The organism is Streptomyces sp. WMMC940, from assembly GCF_027460265.1.
GTDB lineage: Bacteria > Actinomycetota > Actinomycetes > Streptomycetales > Streptomycetaceae > Streptomyces.
This window is the reverse complement of sequence record NZ_JAPZBC010000001.1, coordinates 6,957,337-6,976,299: the sequence shown is the minus strand read 5'-3', so window position 1 is coordinate 6,976,299 and position 18,963 is coordinate 6,957,337. Positions and strand designations below refer to the sequence as shown.

The 18,963-nt window shown below is 73.0% G+C and carries 18 protein-coding genes; 2 read left to right on the top strand and 16 right to left on the bottom strand.

All coding sequences use genetic code 11. The features are described from left to right. Position 1: 1 nt before the first annotated feature. A complete protein-coding gene (locus O7595_RS30740; RefSeq protein ID WP_269731847.1) occupies positions 2-1,531 on the top strand; it encodes a SulP family inorganic anion transporter in 1,530 nt (509 codons plus the stop codon). Between the two features lie 233 nt (positions 1,532-1,764). On the opposite strand, the gene hypE is transcribed toward O7595_RS30740, so the two are convergent. The 16 genes from hypE to O7595_RS30665 form a co-directional block, all read right to left on the bottom strand. After that, entirely contained in the window at positions 1,765-2,832 is a 1,068-nt protein-coding gene (hypE, locus tag O7595_RS30735) for a hydrogenase expression/formation protein HypE (protein ID WP_269731846.1), read from the bottom strand. Beyond that, positions 2,825-3,958 carry a hydrogenase formation protein HypD gene (gene hypD / locus O7595_RS30730; RefSeq protein ID WP_269731845.1) on the bottom strand — a complete coding sequence of 378 codons (1,134 nt, stop codon included), beginning with the start codon at positions 3,956-3,958 and terminating at the stop codon, positions 2,825-2,827. Before hypD ends, hypE begins: the two co-directional genes overlap by 8 nt. Beyond that, positions 3,955-4,248, bottom strand: coding sequence for a HypC/HybG/HupF family hydrogenase formation chaperone (locus O7595_RS30725; RefSeq protein WP_269731844.1), 294 nt, complete (start codon positions 4,246-4,248; stop codon positions 3,955-3,957). The genes hypD and O7595_RS30725 overlap by 4 nt, the downstream gene beginning before the upstream one ends. Positions 4,249-4,284: 36 nt before the next feature. Then, the gene (gene hypF / locus O7595_RS30720) at positions 4,285-6,744 is read right to left on the bottom strand and encodes a carbamoyltransferase HypF (RefSeq protein ID WP_269731843.1); all 2,460 of its coding nucleotides are present in this window, start codon (positions 6,742-6,744) and stop codon (positions 4,285-4,287) included. Beyond that, positions 6,741-7,436 (bottom strand): hydrogenase nickel incorporation protein HypB, encoded by a 696-nt coding sequence (gene hypB, locus O7595_RS30715; RefSeq protein ID WP_269731842.1) that lies wholly within the window; start codon positions 7,434-7,436, stop codon positions 6,741-6,743. Before hypB ends, hypF begins: the two co-directional genes overlap by 4 nt. A 3-nt stretch (positions 7,437-7,439) precedes the next feature. After that, on the bottom strand, positions 7,440-7,832 hold the full coding sequence (gene hypA / locus O7595_RS30710) for a hydrogenase maturation nickel metallochaperone HypA (RefSeq protein ID WP_269731841.1): 393 nt from the start codon (positions 7,830-7,832) through the stop codon (positions 7,440-7,442). Positions 7,833-8,128: 296 nt separating this feature from the next. Further along, entirely contained in the window at positions 8,129-8,236 is a 108-nt protein-coding gene (locus tag O7595_RS33980) for a DUF6893 family small protein (RefSeq protein WP_432074536.1), read from the bottom strand. Further along, complete coding sequence (locus tag O7595_RS30705) at positions 8,233-8,778, bottom strand: hydrogenase maturation protease (protein WP_269731840.1); 546 nt, start codon at positions 8,776-8,778, stop codon at positions 8,233-8,235. Before O7595_RS30705 ends, O7595_RS33980 begins: the two co-directional genes overlap by 4 nt. Then, complete coding sequence (locus O7595_RS30700) at positions 8,775-10,196, bottom strand: hypothetical protein (RefSeq protein WP_269731839.1); 1,422 nt, start codon at positions 10,194-10,196, stop codon at positions 8,775-8,777. Before O7595_RS30700 ends, O7595_RS30705 begins: the two co-directional genes overlap by 4 nt. Then, positions 10,193-10,834 carry a DUF6084 family protein gene (locus O7595_RS30695; RefSeq protein ID WP_269731838.1) on the bottom strand — a complete coding sequence of 214 codons (642 nt, stop codon included), beginning with the start codon at positions 10,832-10,834 and terminating at the stop codon, positions 10,193-10,195. Before O7595_RS30695 ends, O7595_RS30700 begins: the two co-directional genes overlap by 4 nt. Then, positions 10,831-11,496, bottom strand: a complete 666-nt coding sequence (locus O7595_RS30690; RefSeq protein WP_269731837.1) for a DUF5947 family protein — start codon at positions 11,494-11,496, stop codon at positions 10,831-10,833. Before O7595_RS30690 ends, O7595_RS30695 begins: the two co-directional genes overlap by 4 nt. Next, positions 11,493-12,080: a hypothetical protein gene (locus O7595_RS30685; RefSeq protein WP_269731836.1), complete on the bottom strand. Its 588-nt coding sequence runs from the start codon at positions 12,078-12,080 to the stop codon at positions 11,493-11,495. Before O7595_RS30685 ends, O7595_RS30690 begins: the two co-directional genes overlap by 4 nt. Then, complete coding sequence (locus O7595_RS30680; protein WP_269731835.1) at positions 12,077-13,855, bottom strand: nickel-dependent hydrogenase large subunit; 1,779 nt, start codon at positions 13,853-13,855, stop codon at positions 12,077-12,079. The genes O7595_RS30685 and O7595_RS30680 overlap by 4 nt, the downstream gene beginning before the upstream one ends. A gap of 72 nt (positions 13,856-13,927) precedes the next feature. After that, positions 13,928-15,022, bottom strand: coding sequence for a hydrogenase expression protein HypE (locus O7595_RS30675; RefSeq protein ID WP_269731834.1), 1,095 nt, complete (start codon positions 15,020-15,022; stop codon positions 13,928-13,930). A gap of 59 nt (positions 15,023-15,081) precedes the next feature. Next, positions 15,082-16,791 (bottom strand): hydrogenase maturation protein, encoded by a 1,710-nt coding sequence (locus O7595_RS30670; RefSeq protein ID WP_269731833.1) that lies wholly within the window; start codon positions 16,789-16,791, stop codon positions 15,082-15,084. A 206-nt stretch (positions 16,792-16,997) separates the two neighbouring features. After that, positions 16,998-17,288, bottom strand: a complete 291-nt coding sequence (locus O7595_RS30665; RefSeq protein WP_269731832.1) for a hypothetical protein — start codon at positions 17,286-17,288, stop codon at positions 16,998-17,000. Between the two features lie 323 nt (positions 17,289-17,611). On the opposite strand from O7595_RS30665, the gene O7595_RS30660 reads away from it, so the two are divergent. Further along, positions 17,612-18,880: a Tm-1-like ATP-binding domain-containing protein gene (locus tag O7595_RS30660; protein WP_269731831.1), complete on the top strand. Its 1,269-nt coding sequence runs from the start codon at positions 17,612-17,614 to the stop codon at positions 18,878-18,880. Positions 18,881-18,963 lie beyond the last annotated feature (83 nt).

Here is an 18,963-nt window from a genome sequence, read left to right as displayed (position 1 = left end):
CGTGAGCACGAGCACCAGCCCCGGGACGCACGCCGGAACGGCGCGCGAGCGCAAGTACCCCTGTCTGAGGCAGGACTTCGCCGCCTCCCTGGTGGTCTTCCTGGTCGCCCTGCCGCTGTGCGTCGGTGTCGCCGTCGCCTCCGGCGTCCCGGCCGAACTCGGCCTGGTCACCGGTATCGTGGGCGGTCTGGTGACCGGACTCATGCGGGGCAGCAGCCTCCAGGTGTCCGGCCCGGCCGCAGGCCTGACGGTCCTGGTCTTCGAGGCGGTCCAGGAGTTCGGCCTCCCCGCCCTCGGCGTGGTCGTCCTGGTCACCGGTGTGCTCCAGGTGCTCATGGGCGCCCTGAAACTGGGCCGCTACTTCCGCGCGATCTCCCTCTCCGTGGTCGAGGGCATGCTCGCCGGGATCGGCCTGGTCCTGATCGCCGGGCAGATGTACTCCGTCATCGGCGCCGAGTCCCCCGACTCCGGCATCGGCAAGCTCGCCGGTCTGCCCACGGCTCTCGTCGGCGCCGCCCAGGACGGCAGGGCACTGGTCTCCCTCGGGATCGGCGCCGGCACCATCGCCGTCCTGGTGCTGTGGCGGCGGATGCCACGGCCGGTGCGCAAGGTTCCCGGCCCGCTCGCCGCAGTCGGCCTGGCGGCCCTCGTCGCCCTGCTGCCCGGCGTCGACGTCACCACCGTCGAGGTCAAGGGCCTCCTCGACGCCGTCCAACCGCCGCCGCTGGGCGAGTTCGGGAGGCTCGGCACCCTCGCCCTGCTCGGCACGGTCGTCGCGTTCACCCTGATCGCGTCCGCCGAGTCCCTGTTCAGTGCGGCGGCAGTGGACCGCATGCACGACGGCCCACGCACCGCGTACGACAAGGAACTCGTCGCCCAGGGTGCGGGCAACGCCGTATGCGGCGTCCTCGGCGCCCTGCCCATGACCGCGGTGATCGTGCGCAGCGCGGCCAACGTCCGGTCGGGCGCACGCACCAAGGCGTCGCGCGTCCTGCACGGTGTATGGCTGCTGCTCTTCGCCGCGCTCCTGCCGGACGTGCTCGCCTGCATCCCGGTCCCCGCTCTCGCGGGGGTCCTGGTCCACGCCGGTGCCAAACTCGTCCCCGGCTCCGCGCTCGTCGCGCTCTGGCGGGAGAACCGCGGCGAGGCCCTCGTCCTCGTCGTCACCGCCACGGCGATCGTCGCCGTCAGCATGTTCGAGGGCGTGCTCGTCGGCCTGGCCCTGTCGGTCGTCAAGACGGCCTGGGAGACCTCCCACATCAGGTTGGAGGTCGTCGACAAGGGCGCCGGCCCCGTCCAGGCGTACCTCTCCGGCAACGCGACCTTCCTGCGCCTGCCGAAGATACTCGACAACCTGGAGGCCCTCCCCCAGGACCGGCCGGTCGAGCTCGACATCTCCGGCCTCCACCATCTCGACCACGCCTGCCGTTCCGCTCTGGAGAACTGGAGGGAACGGCACACCGGGACCGGCACCCCACCGGTCAGGGTCACCACGGGCGCCGGCGAGGAACTCGTCAAGTCCGTCGTCTGACCACCCGGTTCGGATGCACAACGCGTGACGGCGCCGCGTCCTCCCGGAAGGGGGCGCGGCTCCGGCGCGTCAGGCCGGGGGCGAGGCGGCCGCCCGTCGCCCTTCGACCGGTCGCCCCCGGGGAGGAGAGGTGCCCGGCACAGGGCGGCGGCACCACGAGACCGGCGCCGCACCCCGCGTCCCGCGGGGAGCACCGCCGGTGCCGGGTCGCCGCGGCGGCCGGTCGCCCGTCGTCAGCAGATGCGGGGCAGCTGCTCGCCGAGCGGCAGATCCACGACGCGCGTGCCTCCCAGCCCCGTACGCGCGACCACCATCCCGGGATGGCTCTCCACCGCCTCGCCGATCACCGCCGCCTCCCTGCCGAGCGGATGGGCGCGCATGGCCGCCAGTACGGCGTCGGCGTGCTCACGGGGCACAAACGCGACGAGCTTCCCCTCGTTGGCGACGTACATCGGGTCCAGGCCGAGCACGGCGCAGGCGTTGGCCACGGGGGCCGGGACGGGGACGGACCGCTCCTGGACGACGACGCCCGTGCCGGACGCCGACCCGATCTCGTTGAGCGCGGCGGCCAGTCCCCCGCGGGTCGGGTCGCGCAGGACGTGCAGATCCCCCGTGACGGCGAGCATCGCCTCGACCAGACCGGCGAGTGCCGCACAGTCGCTCTCGATCTCGACCCCGAACTCCAGCCCCTCGCGCACGCTCATGATGGCCACGCCGTGGACGCCGATCGGGCCGCTCACGATCACCACGTCACCGGGCACCACCCGCTGCGGACGCAGATCGACGCCCCGCGGGATCAGTCCGATGCCGGAGGTGTTGATGAAGACGCCGTCGCCGTGACCGGCTTCGACGACCTTGGTGTCGCCGGTCGCCACCTCCACGCCCGCCGCACGGGCCGCCTCGCCGAGCGCCTCGGCCACCCGCCGTACGACCTCGGTCTCGACGCCCTCCTCGAGGATGAATCCGCAGGACAGGTAGGCGGGCCGGGCACCGCTCATGGCGAGGTCGTTGACGGTGCCGTTGACGGCGAGGTCCCCGATGCTCCCGCCGGGGAAGAACAGCGGGCGCACCACGAATGAGTCGGTCGAGAACGCGATCCGCGCGCCGCCCAGTTCGACCGTCGCGGAGTCGCCCATGGCGGACAGCGCGGGTCCGCCGTAGGCCGGGGCGAACACCTCGCGGACCAGTTCGGCGGAGAGGGCTCCGCCGCCGCCGTGGCCCATCACCACCCGGGACCGGTCACGATGCGGCAGCGGGCACGTCCACGCGAGGACGTCCGGGGCTTCGGTGGTCTCAGACAACGGGACTGCCCTCCGGGGATCGCGTGACGGCGGCCGGCAGGTCGAGCCGCCGGTAGAGGTAGTAGGCCGCGCAGGCGCCCTCGCTGGAGACCATCGTGGCGCCGAGCGGGGAGCGCGGCGTGCAGACGGTGCCGAACGCCTCGCACTCGTGGGGCTTCAGCAGGCCCTGCAGGACCTCGCCGCTGCGGCAGGCCGCCGGTTCACGGGTGTCGATGCCGGTGACCTGGAAGCGGTGCTCGGCGTCGTAGTCCCGGTACCGGGACGACAGCCGCCACCCGCTGTCGGGGATGACGCCGATACCGCGCCAGGCGCGGTCGGTGACCTCGAAGACGTCGGCGAGCATCGCGCGGGCCGCGGGGTTCCCCTCAGAGCGGACCGCCCGCGGGTAGGCGTTGTCCACGGTGTGTTCGCCGCGCTCCAGTTGCAGGACGGTGCGGCGTACGCCCTCCAGGATGTCCAGCGGCTCGAAACCCGTGACGACGATGGGGACCCGGTACCGCTCGGCGAGACCGGGGTACTCCTCGGTGCCCATCACGCTGCACACGTGTCCGGCCGCGAGGAACGCCTGGACGCGGCAGTTCGGGGAGCGCATGATCGCCTCGATCGCGGGTGGCACCCGCACATGGGAGACCAGCAGGCTGAAGTTCGGGATTCCGAGCCTGCGGGCCTGATACACCGTCATCGCGTTGGGCGGCGCGGTGGTCTCGAAGCCGATGCCGAAGAACACCACCTCCCGGTCCGGGTTCTGCTGGGCGACGCGGAGCGCGTCGAGCGGCGAGTACACCACCCGGACGTCACCGCCTTCGCCGCGCACCTGGAACAGGTCGCGTCCGGTGCCAGGCACCCGGAGCATGTCGCCGAAGGAGCAGAAGATCACCCCGGGGCGGGACGCGATCTCCAAAGCCTTGTCGATGACCTCCAACGGTGTGACGCAGACGGGGCAGCCGGGGCCGTGGATCAGCTCGACCTCGTCCGGGAGGAGCTGGTCGATGCCGTGCCGGATGATGGTGTGGGTCTGGCCCCCGCACACCTCCATCAGCGCCCACGGCCGGGTCACGGCGGCGCGGATCTCGTCGAGCAGGCGCTCGGCCAGGGCCGGGTCCTGGAACTCCTCGATGTACTTCATCGCCGGGCCTCCTCGAGGGAGTCTCCGGACCCGTCGGGCCCGTCCGGGTCGCCGAACTCCTCCTGGAGCAGTCCGAGGTTCTCGAACAGTTCCAGGGTCCGCCGCGCCGACTCCTCGTCCAGCCGCTGCAGGGCGAATCCCACGTGGACGATGGCGTATTCACCGACCCTCAGATCGGGCAGGTACTCCAGGCACACCTCCTTGACGACCCCGCCGAAGTCGACGGTGGCCATGCGGGTGCCGTCCCGGTCCTCGATGTCCAGCACCCTGCCGGGTACCGCCAGGCACATGCGTCTCTCCTCGCTGTCGAGCTGTCTGCCGCCGCGTCATCCGGCGTCTCCCGCGGCACGGGCGGCCACGACGAGCTGGCCGAGCGCCAGCCCTCCGTCGTTCGGCGGGATCCGGTGGTGGCGCAGTACGGTGAAACCGTCCTCCCGCAACACGGCCGCGCACGCCGAGGAGAGCACCGCGTTGGCGAACACTCCCCCGGTCAGCGCCACGGTCTCCAGCCCGTGCCGTTCCCGGGCCGTGGCGCAGATCCTGTGGACGAGCGCGGCGACCGCGCCGTGGAAGCGCCCTGCGATCACGGACGCCGGTGTGCCCGCGCGCAGGTCGTCGACGATCGCGGCCAGGACGGGTCCGGGGTCGGCGGTCATCGCGGCGGCGGGACCCCGGCCCGCCGGCCGCAGCCCGAACGCGTACGGCCCACCGCACGCGCCGTCCGCCAGGACCGCGGCGGCTTCGAGTTCGATCGCGGCCTGGGCCTCGTACCCCGCCACGTGGCACACGCCCGCGAGGGAGGAGACCGCGTCGAAGAGCCGGCCCATGCTGGAGGTCGGGACGCAGTTCAGGCCGCGTTCCAACTGCTGCCGCAGCAGCGGAAGTTCCTGCTCCGGACAGGCGGCGGTGCAGGGCAGGTCGCCGCCCCAGCCGATACCGGCCGCGCGCAGATGGGCGAGTGCCATGCGGTAGGGGCGCCGCACGGCCGCGTCGCCGCCGGGGAGCGGGACGTAGCCGAGGTGGGCGTAGCGGTGGAAGCCGTCGTAGTCGGCGAGCAGGACCTCGCCGCCCCACACGGCGCCGTCGTCCCCGTAGCCGGTTCCGTCGAAGGCGACGCCGATCACGGGACGGCTGCCGTCGAGGCCGTGTTCGGCCATCGCGGAGGCGATGTGCGCGTGGTGGTGCTGGACGTGCACGACGGGCCGGCCCCCGGCGTTGTGCCGGGCCCATCGGGCGGAGCGGTAGCCGGGGTGGCGGTCGGCGGCGTACAGCTCCGGCCGCACTCCCGTGATCTCCTCCAGCTGCTCCTCCGCGCAGGCGAAGGCGTGCTGGGTGGCGAGGTCGTCCATGTCGCCGATGTGCGCGGACAGCCAGGCTCGACGGTCGCTGCCCAGGCAGAAGGTGTTCTTGAGGTCCCCGCCGACCGCGAGGACCGGAGGGACCGGCAGCGGCAGGGTGACCGGCAGCGGGGCGTGCCCCCGGGAGCGGCGCAGGGTGAGGAGTTCCCCGTCGCAGACGCGCACCACCGAGTCGTCGCAGGGGACGTGGATGGGCCGGTCGTGCAGCAGCCAGGCGTCTGCCAGGTCCGCCAGTCGTTCCAGCGCCTCCTCGTCGTCGGTGACGATCGGTTCCCCGGCCAGGTTCCCGCTGGTCATGACGAGCAGCCGGGGGCCGGTGCGTTCCTCGCCGGGAAGGCCGAGCAGCAGCTGGTGCAGGGGGGTGTACGGCAGCATCACGCCGAGGTCGGGGCTGCCGGGGGCCACCCCCTCCACGGGCCGAGGGGCTCCGGGCGGGGCGTCCGCCGGAGGTACCCGGCGGCGCATCAGGACGATCGGGCGGACCGGGCCGGTGAGCAGTGCACGCTCCTCGGCGCCGAGGTGGACCAGGTGCTCGACGTCCTCGACGTCCCTGGCCATCAGCGCGAACGGCTTGTCCCCGCGGGCCTTGCGGCGGCGCAGCAGAGCCACGGCCCCCTTGTTGCCTGCGTCGCAGGCGAGGTGGTACCCGCCGATGCCCTTGACGGCGAGGATCGCCCCGTCGGACAGCAGTTCGCGGGCCTCCCGCAGCGGGTCGGCGACGACGGGCCCGCCGAGGCTGCGGTCATTGGGGTCCGGAGCGACCACGTGCCGTGGACGGAGGCCGGGGGCGGCGGGGGCCACGATCATCCGCAGCCGCGGTCCGCAGGAGGGGCAGGCGACGGGCTGCGCGTGGAACCGCCGGTCGCCCGGGTCGGTGTACTCCCGGGCGCAGTCCGCGCACATGGGGAAGCCCGCCATCGTGGTGTGCTCGCGGTCGTAGGGCAGGCCCGTGACGATGGTGAAGCGCGGGCCGCAGTGCGTACAGGTGATGAAGGGGTGCCGGTGGCGGCGGTCGGCCGGGTCGGCCAGTTCGCGCAGGCAGTCCGCGCAGGTGGCGGTGTCCGGGGAGACCAGGGTACGCACGGGCCCGTCCCTGTCCGAGGCGACGATGAGGAACCCGCTGGCTCCGGTGACGGGGACCTCCCGGTCGTGGACGGACTCGACGAGTGCGAGGGGCGGGGCCTCCTCGGCGATCCTGGCGCAGAAGCGGGCCACGGCGACCGGTGCCCCCTCGACCTCGGCGACGACTCCGTCACCGGTGTTCGTGACATGGCCCGTCAGTTCCAGCCCCGTGGCGAGGTTGTGGAGGAACGGACGGAAGCCGACCCCCTGCACCACACCCCGCACGGTGACCCGGCGCCGCTGGACGGACGCGGGGGCGACGGGCCCGGTCCGGGAGGCGGCCGGGCCCGGCGCGGAGGTGGTCACGCCCGGGCCTGTGCCATCACCGGCATGTGGATCGCGGTGCCTTCCGCCGCGGCCAGCGCCCGGTCGAGGAGCGCTCCCGCGCCGGCGCCCGTACGGGCGGAGGTGAGGACCACGTCCACGCCCGGGTTGACCTGCTCGACGTTGGCGCGGAAGGCGGCCTCGTCGAAGCCGACGGCCTCCGCGATGTCGGTCTTGGTGATGATCACGAGGTGGGCGAGGCCGAAGGCCGTGGGGTACTTCAGCGGCTTGTCCTCGCCCTCGGTGACGGAGGCCAGCACCACCCTGAGTGCCTCCCCGATGTCGTACGAGGCGGGGCAGACGAGGTTGCCGACGTTCTCCACGAAGACGAGCCGGGTGTCCTCGGCCAGCCAGCCGTGGAGGTGCCCGGCGAGCATGTCGGCCTCGAGGTGGCAGAGGCCGTCGGTCAGCACCTGCTTGACGGGCAGTCCGGAGCGGGCGAGGCGTACGGCGTCGTTCTCGGTGGCGAGGTCGGCCGTGAGGGCCGCGGCCGTGACGCCCCGTTCCCTGGCCAGCAGGAGTTCGGCCTCGAGCAGGGCGGTCTTGCCGCTGCCGGGGCTGGACAGCACGTTGACGACGGTCGTCCCGCGCGCTGCCAGCTCCCTGCGCAGGACCTCGGCGGTCGCGTCGTTCTTGGCGAGCACCGCCTGCTGCAGATCGACAACACGGCACATGGGTCAGCCCTCCTCGGAGATCGGTTCGCGAACCCGGGGGTCCGCGGGGTCGTCGTGCCACTCGACGGCGGCGATCCGCAGTTCGCGGCCGGAGACCAGTTCCGTGGTGGCCCGGTCGCACACCGGGCAGGTCAGCCGCGGCGGCATGCCCACGGCCCACTCGTCGCCGCACGGGGCGCAGCGGGCGAGGCCGGGGACGGTCTCGGTGACGAGGTCGGCTCCCTCGACGAGGGTGCCCGCACAGGCCAGTTGGAAGGAGAAGGCGAGCGCGTCGGGGACGACTCCGGCCAGCTCGCCGACCCGCAGGCGCACGGTGCGCACCCGGGAGGCGCCGTGCGATCGCGCCGCGTCCTCGACCTGGTCGACGACGGCGAGCGCGATGGACATCTCGTGCATCGGTCTCCGTCCTGCGCGGCGCTGGCCCGTTGTGCCCGGGGCGGGCGTGGCCGTGCCCATTACAGGGGCGCCCGCCGGGCCGCTCCTACCGGCGCGCCGACGGTGCCCGGTCGCGTCCGCCGTTCGGTGCAGCGGCCGCGGGGCGGGGAGGCCGGCGGGTCCCCGCCGCACGGCGCGGGGCGGGATCGCGGAGGTCGTGCCGCGCGCCCCGCTCCCCCGGGGTCACCACAGGATCCCGGGGGGCGGGTCACGCGGCACGGCGCTCGGGTCGGATCCCGCGTGTCACGCGGTGCGGGTCACATCCTGCGGATGCGGAGATAGCGCCTGATGTCCGGGAGGAATCCCTTGACGAGCGCGACGACCGCGGTGGCGGCGGCCGCGCCGCCGATGACCTTCTTCTTCATGGGTGTGCTCCTCGGGTGAGACCGGTCGGTGCCGGGGCTGACTGGTGCACCAGGTCCGTGATCATGCGAACGGCTCCCGGTACGGCGGCGGCGACCTGCGGGCTGAGTCCGATCCCCTCCTCGACGCACGCGGGTTCGCAGCCGACGACGAGGACGCGGCGGGGCGCCGCGGCCCCGGTACCGGCACAGAGCGTGTCCAGCAGGGCCAGTACGGCGTCGGGGGACATCCGGTGGCCGTCGAGGGCGACGGCGTCCGTGGGGGCGACGGTACCGCCGCCGTGGTCCGGCTCGATGAGGTAGAGCGTGCCCGGCTCGCCGCCGCGGGCCGTCGCGTCGACCAGGACGAGGGCGTCGTACCCGTCCAGCAGCTGGTAGGCGAGGTGGACGCCGCGGATGCCGATGTCGGTGACCTCGACGTGGTCCGGCAGCGGTTGCCCGGCCAGCGCGCGCACGGTCTCGACGCCGAAGCCGTCGTCGCCGAGGAAGATGTTGCCGACGCCGGCGACGAGGGTCCGGGGGCGGTCCTGCGCGGGGGCGTTCATGCAGTCTCCAGGGGTTCGACCTCGTCGGGCTGGAAGTAGAGGAACCGGCCCTGTTCGCGGCGGATGTCGGCGCCCGGGTCGCTCTCGACGGTGACCGCGATGTGCACACCGCCGTCCACGTCGTGCAGCACGGCCTCGACCAGGGCGGTGCGGCCGTGCAGGAAGAGGTCCTGCGCGTCGCTGTGGCGCAGGCCGGGCCGCAGCACGACCCGGCTTCCCGCGCCGACCGGGACGCCGTCCACCGTCACCCGGTCGTGCCCGGGGTCGACGCTCGTGTCGCCGCCCGGGTCCCACCAGGGGGTGTCGGGGCGGGCGGTGCCGTGGCCGGCGGCGGCGAGGGGGTCCTCGTACGACGCGGGTCCGGTGACCTCCCGCAGGCTGCGCACGGCGCCGTGCAGCCGTTCCAGGACCTCCGCGGGCATGGTGTCGGCCAGGTCGATGACCGCGGCGGCCCGCTCGTCGGTGCCCCTGGCCTCGCGCTTCTCCTCGTCCGTGAGGGCCGCGGTGCGCAGGGCGAGGATCTCGTCGATCTCGGTGGCGTCGTAGAGGGCACCGGGGCTCTCCGGTGCGATGGCCGGATGGTCCTCGAGAATGATCGGCGACGACAGCACCAGGTCGGTTCGGCCGGGTTCGCCCGCGAGCACGGGCCAGGTGTGGAGGTTCCGGCAGTCCGCGACGGCTCCCTCGGCCCACTCCGGCGGGTCGGTCATGGACAGGAACGAGCCGCGGTCGAGGCAGAGCAGCAGATGGCTGGCCACGAGTGAGTACGGCAGGGCCGCGTCGCGGTCACCGCCGGGCCGCGGCATCCAGTCGCCGGTGTTCTCCACGACGGCCGTGAGCCGCATCGTCCGGTAGGGGCCGTCGAGTTCGGCGGTGGAGAGCCGCACGACGCCGCTGATCTCCTCCCGGCGGCGCAGGAGGCGGCCGACGGTGCGCCCCTCGCCGTCCAGGACCGGTTCGGTCTCCTCTCGGGCGGTCCGCGTGAAGGGGACGGCGACGCCCTCGCCCGCCAGGTCGGCGACGGGCACGGTCAGTTCGACGCGTTCCTCGACACCCTCGTCCCAGGGGACCAGGACCCGGTCCTCCAGGTCCAGTTCGCGGACCGTCTCGAAGCCGCCGTCCGCGGTGGCCCGCTGGACGGTGCGCCGCTGGGCGTGGAGGAAGCGGACCTCCACCGCGAGGGCCGCGCCGGGCCGGGGCTCCATCAGGCACTCGGTGTGCTGGAAGTCGTGCTCCTCGCAGCGTGCGCTCCAGGCGGGCGGCACGAGCACCCCGAACTGCCAGCGCAGCCGGTTCTTTGCCGCCGAGGCCCGGTACGGGTACAGCACGTAGCCCTCGAAGAGGACCGCGTCGGCGACGTGGCGCGCGGCGGCGAGCCGGGCCTCGGTCTCGGGCGTGAAGACGGCGGTGGCGGTCACGGGGCCGTCCTCCCGCCGGACGCGTCGAGCAGGGCTTCGACCGTGGACTCCCAGGAGGGCAGGGCCCGCCGCGAGCGGAAGGCGAGGAGGGCGTCCATGGTGTCCCGTGGCAGCCGGATCCAGCCGCAGCCCGGGAAGTGCTGGTCGACCATCTCCTGCCAGACCTTCACGGGCATCCGGACCGCGGCCTCCCGGTCCCACGGCACCGGTTCGACGTGGAATCCACCGGCGCCGGTGAAGGCGGTGCCGGAGAAGAGCATCAGCAGCGGCACCTCGCCCTCGGACAGGGCATGGGCGTAGCGGGTGGCGGCGACGTCCATGTCGTAGGTGCACGGCACGGGCAGATCGGTCTCGGTCTCGCCGGTGAAGCCGGGCACCATGTGGGAGACCTGCGCGAACTGCAGCGGATGCATCGAGGTGCCCCAGCGCGAACGCTCGCCGAACAGGTCGTTCAGGCCCTCGGCCTCGGAGTCGGCGTAGCCGCGCCGGACCGGTTCGATGCGCAACTGGCAGCGCAGGGCGAGGGCGTGGACTCGGGTCCCGGGCGACGCGGTGACGCGCAGCCGGAAGACGAGCGTCGGGCCGGCGGCGTACGGATCGGCCCGTACGTCCGTGCAGTGGAAGGTGAATTCGGTCATGCGCGGCTCCCCCGGAGCGGTGTGGCCCGCTGTCGTACACGGTCGAAGAAGGCGTCGAGTTCGGCGCGGGCCTGGGGACCGCCGTCGAAGCCGTGCCAGGTGAGTCGCATCCGGCCGACGAGTTCGTAGGCGGAGTCGACCGGGACCAGATGGCACTCGGTGCGGCCGCCGGAGCGGCGCAGCAGCAGTGCCTCCACGTCGGGTTCGAGCATGCCGGCCAGTTCGGTCGCGGCCAGCACCGTCTCCCAGGACGACGGTTCCGGCTCGCTCTCGGTGGCGCCCGCCGGGCTCGGGTAGAGCGCGACGGGCCGTCCGAGCGCGGAGTTGTGGAAGAAGAAGGCGACGCCCACGGGGATCCGCAGCAGCTCCCAGGTGGTGTCGTCGATGCGGTGTCCGGGGTCGGTGAGGTGGCGCGCGGGCACGGCCCGGAAGCGGCCCCGTGACGCGCCGGGCCGGTCGAGGAGCTGGGTGCACGGACCGCAGGCACAGGCCAGGGCCCGCTTCTCGGTGTCCACCAGATGCCGGTGACACGCGTCGGGGAGCGCGGCACCGCACAGTTCGCAGCGCTCCTCGCGGGGCGGCCGGGGCGCCGTGAACCGGCGCAGTCCGCGCGGCCCCGGGGCGGTCCGCTGCCGCCCCGGCCCCTTCGGGACCGCGCTCACGTCGCCGTGGCCGGCGCCCGGCCCGCGGCGGAACCACCGCCGGGCGGCCCTGCGCCGATCTGCAGGAGAGCCGGTTCTCGGCTGACGGGGTGGAGTTCCACGGCCGTCACCTCGGGCGCGAAGCAGGCGAGTGCCTCGACGGCCGCCTGCCGCGCGACTTCCTGGGTGCTCGGACAGCCGCATCCGGTGGAACCGGTGAGGCGGAGCCGCAGGACGCCGGTGCTCTCGTCGTACCCGGCCGACTCGAGGGAGTGCCGCACTCCGCGCAGCGCACGCGCGATCCGCGTGGGCACGTCCTCGGGGTGCAGGTCGTGCAGGACCAGCAGGCTGCTGACGAGTTCGTCGCCGAGCAGCCCGTTGAGCGGCGCCGGGGGACGCCCCTCGGCGGGCGCGGCGTCTGCGGGGCGGGCGAGCAGTTCGACGGTCCGGGCCAGTCCGGCTCCGTAGAAGTCCATGAGGACCCGGACGAGTTCCTCGGCCGCCGCGCACGCCTGCTCGTCGCCGCCGGCGGCCAGCCGGTCGAGGATCTCCTCCACCCGCCGGCCCGCCTGCTCCGCACTGACCGTGCCGGTGACCGGGCTCATCCGGCGAGGCCGCTCAGTCCGGTGGGCACGTGCATCGACTTCACGGTCCGGCCGTCGCCGACGTACATGTGGACGCCGCACGGCAGGCACGGGTCGAAGCTGCGGACGGCCCGCATGATGTCGATGCCCTTGAAGTTCTCCGGGGAGTTCTCCTCGAAGATGGGCGTGTTCTGCACGGCGTCCTCGTAGGGGCCGGGGGTGCCGTAGGTGTCGCGGGTGCTCGCGTTCCACGGGGTCGGCGGGTAGGGGTGGTAGTTGGCGATCTTGCCGTCCCGGATGACCATGTGGTGGGAGAGGACGCCCCGGACGGCCTCGGTGAAACCGACTCCGATGGACTCGTCGGGCACGTCGAACTTCTCCCAGGTCTGGCTGCGTCCGGCGCGGACCTCCTCGAGGCCCTTCTCGGCGAAGTGCAGGGCGACGGCGGCGGAGTAGGCCTGGAAGTAGGTGCGGGCGCGGTTGCGCTCCAGCGCGTTGCTCCACTGCGGGATCTTCCACTCGAAGGTGGTCTCCGGCTTGGTGAGCGAGCGCGGCAGGTTGATGACGACGCTGTGCCCGGTGGCCTTGACATAGCCGATGTCGACGAGGCCGGAGAGCGCGGTGGACCACAGCCGGGCGATGGGTCCGCCGCCGGTGTCGAGCGGCAGGTACTCCTTGCCGTCGAACCAGCGCGGGGACATGACCCAGCTGTACTTGTCGCCGAAGTCCCGCTTCTGGGGGGCGGGGATGGTGTGCTGGTTCCACGGGTGGCGCGGGTCGACGGGATTGCCGAGCGGGTCGTGGGTGACGAACTGCTCCTGGCCCTCCCAGTCCTCGTAGTACGAGCTGCCGAGGAGGATCCGGATGCCGAGGTTGATCTGGGTGAGGTCGTTGGTGACCAGCTTGCCGTCCACGATGACGCCCGGGGTGACGAACATCTTCCGTCCCCAGTCGGTCATGTTGGCGTAGGTGAAGTCGCAGTACTCGGGGTCGTTCAGGGCTCCCCAGCAGCCGAGCAGCACCCGGCGGCGGCCGACCTCCTCGTAGCCGGGCAGGGCCTCGTAGAAGAAGTCGAACAGGTCGTCGTGGAGCGGGACGACTCGCTTCATGAACTCCACGTACCGCATGAGGCGGGTCATGTAGTCCGTGAAGAGCTGGACGGAGGCGACCGTGCCGACGCCGCCCGGGTAGAGCGTGGAGGGGTGCACATGGCGGCCCTCCATCAGGCAGAACATCTCCCGGGTGTAGCGGCTGACCTGGAGGGCCTCGCGGTAGAACTCGCCTTCGAGCGGGTTCAGGGAGGTCATGATGTCGGCGATGGTGCGGTAACCGTGCTCGGCGGCGTGCGGGGCCTCGGTGCGCTGCGCCAACTCCCAGACGCCCGGGTTGGTCTCGCGGACCATCTTCTCGCAGTAGTCGACCCCGACCAGGTTCTCCTGGAAGATGTTGTGGTCGAACATGTACTCGGCGGACTCGCCGAGGTTGATGATCCATTCACCGAGGTGCGGCGGTTTCACCCCGTACGCCATGTTCTGCGTGTAGACGGAGCACGTGGCGTGGTTGTCACCGCAGATGCCGCAGATGCGGCTGGTGATGAAGTGTGCGTCGCGCGGGTCCTTGCCTCGCATGAAGACGCTGTAGCCGCGGAAGACCGACGAGGTGCTGTAGCACTCGGCGACCCGCTTCTGCTTGAAGTCGATCTTGGTGTGGATGCCGAGACTGCCCACGATCCGGGTGATCGGATCCCAGGACATCTCCACCAGGCCGTCACCGGCCGCTTGTGTCTTCGGTGCCATCGTGTGTGCGGTGCCCTTCTTCACGTCATCACGTCGTCGAGCGGGAGGGGGTGTCGCTGTCCCGGAGGGGGGTCACGTCGACCACGGGGGCCGGTAACCGGTGGTGATCTTGTCGCCCGTGTGCCGCCACTTGGGCTCCTTGTCCACGGTCCTGGCCGTGATGTTGCGGAGCCTGCGGATCACGGCGCCGTAGGCGCCGCTCGCCGTGCTGGAGAGCTTGCCGCCGGGCGGCTCGTCCATGAACGGCATGAACTTGTCGGGGAAGCCCGGCATGGTGCAGGCGATGCAGATGCCGCCCACGTTGGGGCAGCCGCCGATCCCGTTCATCCAGCCGCGCTTGGGCACGTTGCACTTGACGACGGGCCCCCAGCAGCCGATCTTCACCAGGCACTCGGGCGAGTCGTACGTCTCGGCGAACTGGCCCTGCTCGTAGTAGCCGGCCCGGTCGCAGCCCTCGTGGACGGTCTGGCCGAACAGCCAGGTGGGGCGGAGCTTGTCGTCGAGCGGGATCATCGGTGCGGAGCCGGCCGCCTGGTACAGCAGGTACGTCAGCGTCTCCGCGAAGTTGTCCGGCTGGATCGGACAGCCGGGGACGCACACGATCGGGATGCCCGCCTTGGACTTCCAGTCCCAGCCGAGGTAGTCGGGCACGCCCATGGCGCCGGTGGGGTTGCCGGCCATCGCGTGGACGCCGCCGTAGGTGGCGCAGGTGCCGATCGCCACCACGGCGAGGGCGTTGGGGGCCAGCCGGTCGATCCACTCACTGGTCGTGATGGGCTGGCCGGTCTCGGGATCGTCGCCGAAGCCGCACCAGTACCCCTCCTGCTTGATCGACTCATTGGGCACGGAGCCCTCGACGACGAGCACGAAGGGGTCGATCTCCCCGCGCTCCCCCTTGAAGAACCACTCGATGAAGGTGTCCGCGCCGCCCACCGGACCGCACTCGAAGTCGATCAGCGGCCAGTGGACCTGGATCTTCGGCAGACCCGGCAGGGCACCGAGGGCGATCTCCTCGATGCTCGGCTGCATGGCGGCGGTCAGCGCGACCGAGTCGCCGTCGCAGCTCAGTCCGGCGTTGATCCAGAGGATATGGATCGGCTGGTCCTCGGCCGCGGCCGCGCCGGACGAGGCCGCGGCGTCGACCGTGGTCGGCGTTCCTGCATCCATGAGGCGTCTCCTGGGGGATATCGCGACAAAAAGACCCGTAATCGGGCCTTCGTCCTTTGCTAACAGGCGGCCGTCCCGGCTGCCACCGCGGCCTGCTCCGGCCGGGCGCCCCGCGATGACTCCTTTCGGACGAAGGCCCGCCGCAGCCGGTGGTAGGGGGCGGTCGGGTCCGAGAAGGTCCGCAGCATCCGGGCGAGCTCGTCCGCGCGGTACGCGGCCAGCGGCCGCACGGCCTCGTCGCGCTCCCGCTGCGCCTTCTTGGCGGCGATCCGGGACTGGGTCGAGGGATTCGGGGCGAGGCGTGCCGCCATCCGGGTGACCTCGCCCGCGAACTCCTCCGGACCGCACTCGACGACCCGCTCGACCAGACCGTGGCGGAGTGCGGCGGTCGCGGTCACCGGCAGGGCCTGCGAGGTGAGGCGTTCGGCCATGGGGCCGCCCACGCGCCGGGGCAGGGAGTACGTCCAGTACTCCGAGCCGTACAGACCCATGAGCCGGTAGTGGGGGTTGAGGATCGACCCCGCACGGCACCAGACCTCGTCGGCGGCGAGTGCCAGCATGACCCCGCCCGCGGCCGCGTTGCCGCCGACGGCGGCCACCACGAGCCGGTCCGTGGTGGTGAGCACGGCCTCCACGAGATCGTCCATCGCGTTGATGTTGGCCCAGGACTCCGCCGCGGGGTCCGCTGCCGCCTCGATCACGTTGAGATGGATGCCGTTGGAGAAGAAGTCCCGTGCCGCCCCGAGTACCAGCACCGAGGTGGGCCGGGAGCAGGCGACCCGGTAGGCGTCGAGCAGCCGCCGGCAGTGCTCCGTGCTCATCGCGCCGCCGGGGAAGGAGAACGACAGCACCCCGACGGGCCCCTCCTCCCGGTAGCGGATGTCGCTCCAGGTACGGCGGTGTTCGCCGAGGCCGAGGGGCGCGGGGAGATCGGGCAGGAGCGGCAGCCGGTCCCCCAGCGCCAGGGTGGCGGGCAGCTTGACACCGGGCCGTCCCTCGGCGTCGCGGCGGTGCCGCAGTTCGGGGATCCAGACGGCGCCGTCCACGGTCGCCCGGCACAGGGCGCCGGCCCGGGTGGCGAGCAGCTCACCGGGGCGGCCGCGCAGCTGGTCCTCCGGGTGGCCGCCGTGGAGGAACCACTCGCCGTCCAGCAGTTCGTCGAGCACGCCCGGCTGCGAGTCCGCCGCGCGCAGCTTGCGCAGCACGGTCTCGGTGGAGTCGTCCTCCCAGGAGATGCGCCGGAGCTCCTGGCGGACGTACGGCCGGACGCTCATCCTGCCGTACCCGGCGCTCTGCCGCCGGGGCTCGTACGTGCCGGAGGAGAAGCGGTCGACGGCGAGCAGGACGGCGGTGAGAGCGGCGTCGGAGACCTCACCCCGGTAGAGATCGCTCTTGGCGAGGGGCGGGAGGGCGACGTTCGCCGCGGCCCACACGTCTCCGGCGTCCATCTCCCCGTCGGCCTGCAGGACGGTGACGCCCCACACCCCGGCGTCCTCCTGGACCGCGTAGTCCAGGGACGACGGCCCCCGGTCGCCGACCGGGCCGGGGTGGACGACGAGACAGGTGTGCCGCGTCCAGACGTCTTCCGGGATGACGGTCCTCAGCATCGGGGCGAGCACGAGGCGGGGCTCGTGTCGGCGGACGGCCTCGCGCACGGCGTCCCCGTCCGGGGTGCGCTCGACGGCGACGCTGTGGCCCCGGTCCCTCAGCTCCGCGTGGACGCGCTGGGTGAGGCTGTTGTAGGCGCTGGCGATGAGCAGGATGTGCATGACGGCCTTCCACCGGATCCGGCGGCTGGGCCGTGTCGGCGTCGGTGGCGCGCTCCGCCGGCGGGCGGGGCGGGGCTTCGCGGACACGGTCCAGGGCCGGCGGAGTCCGGCCGACTGCGATGCTCCGGTACGGCGGACCGCCACCTGCGGTACGGAGCCGCCGGGGTCACTCGAAAGCGACCACCGGCGGGACCGATCGGCGGCGCTCAGAACGCGGTGTAGCGCTCCGGCATGGGCAGTTCCATACCGTCCAGCTCCAGGGTGCAGCCGGGCTTCATCCGCACCAGGTGCGGCTGGTGGACCCGGACCACGAACTCCCGGGCCGGGTCGTCGGGCAGCAGGCCGTTGAGCACCGTCGTGCCCGTACCGTGCTCCCGCCGGTACGCGATCACCTTGCCGTCGACCAGGAGCTCGATGCCACCGGTCCTGCCGGGGCCGACGTTGACGGTGATCGAATGGTCGCCCCGATCGAGGTGGAAGTGGTGGTTACGCGACATGGGCACACCTCCACGGTGAACAGCCAGTCCAGCCTAAGCCCGCCGCTCGGCGGGTGCGCGGGGGCGCGTCTGCCGACGGCGGGAACGGGGCCGGGCCGCGATCCCGAGCGCCCGGCGCACCCGTGGTTCGCCGTGGCGGCCGGCCCGGCGCGGCCTGCTCGGGCGACTCCGCCGGCTCCGCCGCGGCCCGGCGGACGGACGGGCCGCCGGGTGCCGTGTGCGACGCGTCGCTCCCGGCGAGGGCGCCGCCCGGTCCGGCGGTACCGCCGGAGCCGCCCGCAGGCACCCTTGTCGCTTTGTCGATTCTCGCGGACAGTACCGGGATGGCGATCGTCGTCCTTCTGGGCACCCTGGACACCAAAGGTCTCGAGTACGCGTGGCTTCGGGAGCGGCTGCTGCGGCACGGCGTCGGTGTGGTGGTCGTCGACGCGGGCGTCGCCGGCGAACCGCGGCTGCGCCCGGACGTGCCGCGCTCCGAGGTGGCCCGGGCCGCGGGCGCGGACCTGGAGCGGCTGCGGGCCGAGGGGGACCGCGGCGCCGCCGTGACCACGATGGCCCGGGGTGCGGCCGCCACCCTCCTGCGGCTGTACGAGGCCGGGCGGCTGCACGGGGTACTGGCCCTCGGCGGCAGCGGCGGGACCTCCATCGCGACCCGTGCGATGCGCGGTCTGCCGCTCGGCGTACCCAAGCTGATGGTGTCGTCGATGGCGTCGGGCGAGGTGTCCGCCTACGTCGGATCCGCGGACATCACCATGATGTACAGCGTCGTCGACATCGCCGGCGTCAACTCCGTCTCGGCCCCGGTCCTGGCCAACGCCGTCGACGCCGTCTGCGGAATGGCGAAGGGCTTCGCCGGGAGCGCCCGGGCCGTACGGCCGGAGCGGCTGGGGGCGGGCGGCAGACCGCTGGTGGCGGCGAGCATGGCCGGCGTCACGACCCCCGGGGTCGACGCGGCCCGCGAGCGGCTGACCGAACTCGGTTACGAGGTGCTCGTGTTCCACGCCAGCGGCACCGGCGGCCGGACCCTCGAAGCCCTGGCGGAGCAGGGGCTGTTCGTCGGCGTCCTGGATATGACGCTCAGTGAGCTTGCGGACGAACTGGTCGGCGGCACCCTGACCGCCGGCCCCGACCGGCTGCGCGCCGCGGGCCGCCGGGGCACGCCCCAGGTCGTCAGCCCCGGCGCCCTGGACATGGTGAAGTTCGGTCCTCCGCACACCGTCCCGGAGCGGCTGCGGGGCCGGGACGTGCGGGTCCACAATCCGTCCGTGACCGTGGTCCGCACGACCGCGCGGGAGTGCGCCGAGCTCGGCCGGGGCATCGCGGAGAAACTGCGCGGCGCCAGGGGACCGGCGGAGGTGTGCGTACCCCTGCGCGGGCTGTCGACGCTCGGGGCGCCGGACGGCCCGTACCACGACCCGGACGCCGACGCGGCCCTGTTCGCGGCGCTGCGGGAGGGGCTGCGGGGCAGCCCGGTGGAGACGGTGGACTTCCCCACCCACATCAACGACCCCTCCTTCGGCCGGGCCGCCGCCGAGCGGCTGCACGGACTGATCACCCGCGCCGGCCGGACAGCGGCCGCGGAACGCCCATGACCCGGACCGCCGGGAACCGGCCGGTACCGTACGTGTGTCTGTTGTGGGGACGACGGCGCACGCGGCGCCGGCAGTGCGCTCCG

Coding starts and splice junctions, on each gene's coding strand:
- O7595_RS30695 (WP_269731838.1), bottom strand. CDS start 10,834: ATGACCGAATTCACCTTCCACTGCACGGACGTACGGGCCGATCCGTAC.
- hypB (WP_269731842.1), bottom strand. CDS start 7,436: ATGTGCCGTGTTGTCGATCTGCAGCAGGCGGTGCTCGCCAAGAACGAC.
- hypD (WP_269731845.1), bottom strand. CDS start 3,958: ATGAAGTACATCGAGGAGTTCCAGGACCCGGCCCTGGCCGAGCGCCTG.
- O7595_RS30685 (WP_269731836.1), bottom strand. CDS start 12,080: ATGAGCCCGGTCACCGGCACGGTCAGTGCGGAGCAGGCGGGCCGGCGG.
- O7595_RS30675 (WP_269731834.1), bottom strand. CDS start 15,022: ATGGATGCAGGAACGCCGACCACGGTCGACGCCGCGGCCTCGTCCGGC.
- O7595_RS30680 (WP_269731835.1), bottom strand. CDS start 13,855: ATGGCACCGAAGACACAAGCGGCCGGTGACGGCCTGGTGGAGATGTCC.
- O7595_RS30660 (WP_269731831.1), top strand. CDS start 17,612: ATGGCGATCGTCGTCCTTCTGGGCACCCTGGACACCAAAGGTCTCGAG.
- hypA (WP_269731841.1), bottom strand. CDS start 7,832: ATGCACGAGATGTCCATCGCGCTCGCCGTCGTCGACCAGGTCGAGGAC.
- O7595_RS30665 (WP_269731832.1), bottom strand. CDS start 17,288: ATGTCGCGTAACCACCACTTCCACCTCGATCGGGGCGACCATTCGATC.
- O7595_RS30725 (WP_269731844.1), bottom strand. CDS start 4,248: ATGTGCCTGGCGGTACCCGGCAGGGTGCTGGACATCGAGGACCGGGAC.
- O7595_RS30705 (WP_269731840.1), bottom strand. CDS start 8,778: ATGAACGCCCCCGCGCAGGACCGCCCCCGGACCCTCGTCGCCGGCGTC.
- O7595_RS30670 (WP_269731833.1), bottom strand. CDS start 16,791: ATGCACATCCTGCTCATCGCCAGCGCCTACAACAGCCTCACCCAGCGC.
- O7595_RS33980 (WP_432074536.1), bottom strand. CDS start 8,236: ATGAAGAAGAAGGTCATCGGCGGCGCGGCCGCCGCCACCGCGGTCGTC.